3 protein-coding genes and 1 pseudogene are annotated in these 2,242 nt (G+C 58.0%); 1 reads left to right on the forward strand and 3 read right to left on the reverse strand.

Going from position 1 to position 2,242, the window contains the following annotated elements:
- Positions 1-1,398 (reverse strand): Mu transposase C-terminal domain-containing protein (locus FTV41_RS14360; protein ID WP_179996729.1); only part of this gene is annotated, 1,398 nt, incomplete at its 3' end.
- 44 nt (positions 1,399-1,442) lie between these two features.
- On the opposite strand from FTV41_RS14360, the gene FTV41_RS15405 reads away from it, so the two are divergent.
- On the forward strand, positions 1,443-1,856 hold the full coding sequence (locus FTV41_RS15405; RefSeq protein WP_218945206.1) for a hypothetical protein: 414 nt from the start codon (positions 1,443-1,445) through the stop codon (positions 1,854-1,856).
- 42 nt (positions 1,857-1,898) lie between these two features.
- On the opposite strand, the gene FTV41_RS14370 is transcribed toward FTV41_RS15405, so the two are convergent.
- Both FTV41_RS14370 and FTV41_RS14375 read right to left on the reverse strand, forming a co-directional pair.
- Positions 1,899-2,105 (reverse strand): hypothetical protein, encoded by a 207-nt coding sequence (locus FTV41_RS14370; RefSeq protein WP_179996730.1) that lies wholly within the window; start codon positions 2,103-2,105, stop codon positions 1,899-1,901.
- Between the two features lie 5 nt (positions 2,106-2,110).
- Positions 2,111-2,242: pseudogene (locus FTV41_RS14375) on the reverse strand (IS6 family transposase); the annotation flags it as partial.

A 2,242-nucleotide genomic window follows, 5' to 3' on the forward strand; every position in this document is an offset into this window, starting at 1 on the left:
AGCCGGATGCGACAAGGTACGGTAGGGAATTTCCAGGTAATGCTGTCCCTCCGGTTCCAGGACCCAGATACGGCTGATGTCGCGCGGATCGCGCCGGATCAGAAAGGACGGCCAGCGTTCACGCCGCGCAATCCACGGCTTGAGCGCATCGGCGTAGTAGTGGATGTGGTCGATGACAAAGCCGGTGCGGGTCAGCGTGCGCCGGAGGATCGGCAGAAAATCGACCAGGAACGAAGTAGCGCGTGTGACGACGGCCGGTACGCCGACACGCGCCACGGCCTCGGCCCAGCGCGCGGCCGGCGGTTGGAGCAGGCCGTTGTGCACCGAACCGTGGTAGGTGCCGACCGCCAATGTGAGCCAGCGCTCTAGCTCGCGCAGCGTCAGGGCGGCCTTGTTTTCGGAATCGTAGTCGCCGCGCTGGTCAGGGTTGGAGAAGGTCGTTCCCGGCAGTTCGTCGTGAATCATCTGCATCGCCGTGCCGATGATCCGTTCCACGATGCCGCCATAGTGCGGCTGTCCCAGCGGGCGATAGTCCAGCCGGATGCCATGCTGCTCGCAACCCCGGCGCAGGGCCTCGCTCTTGAACTCGGCCGCGTTGTCTAGGTAGAGCAGCAAGGGCTTGCCGCTCATCTGCCAATCCATTTCCACGTTCAGTCCTTCCAGCCAAGGGCGCTTGTCGCAGGCGACATGCACGAGGCACAGGCCAACCGAAACGGCAGACGGCGCTTCCAGCGTGACGACCATGCCGAGCACGCAGCGGGTGAACACGTCGATGGCGAGGGTCAGGTACGGGCGGCCAATAGGTTGCCGGTCGCGGTCATCGACCACGATCAGGTCGATGACCGTATGGTCTATCTGCACCTGCTCCAGCGGCGCGGTCACGGCAGGAGGCTCGCCGCCCACACCTTGTAGGTCACGAGCGGCATCCTGGCCTTCCCGCCGGCGGATGACCTTGCGCGGGTCAAGGCTAGCGATCCGTAAGGCCACGGTATTGCGCGCCGGCACTCGCAGTTTTTGAGCCTTGCACACCTGAGTGACTTCGCGGTGAAAGGCCGCTAGGCTGCGCTTCTGCTTGGTCAGGAACCGCTTTTGCAGTAGCTCGTGGATGACGCGCTCGACCGGTTCCGGCAAGCGCCCCTTACCTTTACCTCCACCGGACTGGCCGGGCACCAGATCCGTCACGAGGCCGCTGCCTTGCCGGGCACGCCGGATCAGAACGTATACCTGGCGCCGAGACAAGCCCAGCGCCTGAGCCGCCATATCGGCCGCTTCGTGCCCGACCGTCTCCGACTGCGCCAACGGACTGATGATCTCCGCACGACGGCGCGCACGCTCCCAAGCCTCATCAGGCAGAGTGGCCACGCCTTGTTCTGGAATCCGTGGGGTGTCCGTCGCCATGCTCACCTCGCTTTGGTGCACACGAGTATTGAGCATAGTCGAGATTGGTGCAGATCACTTCTGATATTGAACTGTCAGGAGCTGGCTGCACAACAGCCATTACGCCCAATCAACTGGTGCAGTCGTCTTCTGAAAATGACATTTTTAGCTATGAATCAAAACGTATAGAAAACGGTCGTTATCTTTACAGTCAGTTCATTTGTAATAATAAGCAGACCGATCGAAGGAGAAATTATTCTGGTCACGCGATTTTGAGTGATGCGCTCGATTTAGCCGATTTTGACTTTAGAACGCCCCTGCCTACGAATCTTCGTAAGCGTCAGGTGGTAAGCCCATGTTGGGCCTGGCGGCTTAGCTCTAAAACCCGGGGAATTAATCAGGCGTTATCAAATGCTTACTTAAAATCTCAGGGTCTGTACGAATTACGCAATGGTTGGATTAAGTTTCATCACTCTTAGTGAAACGCCTTGTGCGAAGCCGTATGCAAGCTGGCTACCCGATTAGCATGACTGTTGCACCTTGTTGAGTGCTTGTTTCCAAAGCACGTCAGCGTTACCAACACGAAAGTATAGGTCTTCAGAGCCACCACCGGCTCCATGAGCAATAACCCATTCTGTGGCGGCTGGATTATCACCAAACAATGCACCACCATCAGCATCGGGCACTGTTGCAAAGTTAGCGATGAGGCAGCCTTTTGTCTTATTCAAAGGCCTTACGTTTCAAAAACTCTGCTTACCAGGCGCATTTCGCCCAGGGGATCACCATAATAAAATGCTGAGGCCTGGCCTTTGCGTAGTGCACGCATCACCTCAATACCTTTGATGGTGGCGTAAGCCGTCTTCAT

Source organism: Acinetobacter sp. YH16051 (assembly GCF_013417135.1).
Taxonomy (GTDB): Bacteria; Pseudomonadota; Gammaproteobacteria; order Pseudomonadales; family Moraxellaceae; genus Acinetobacter; species Acinetobacter towneri.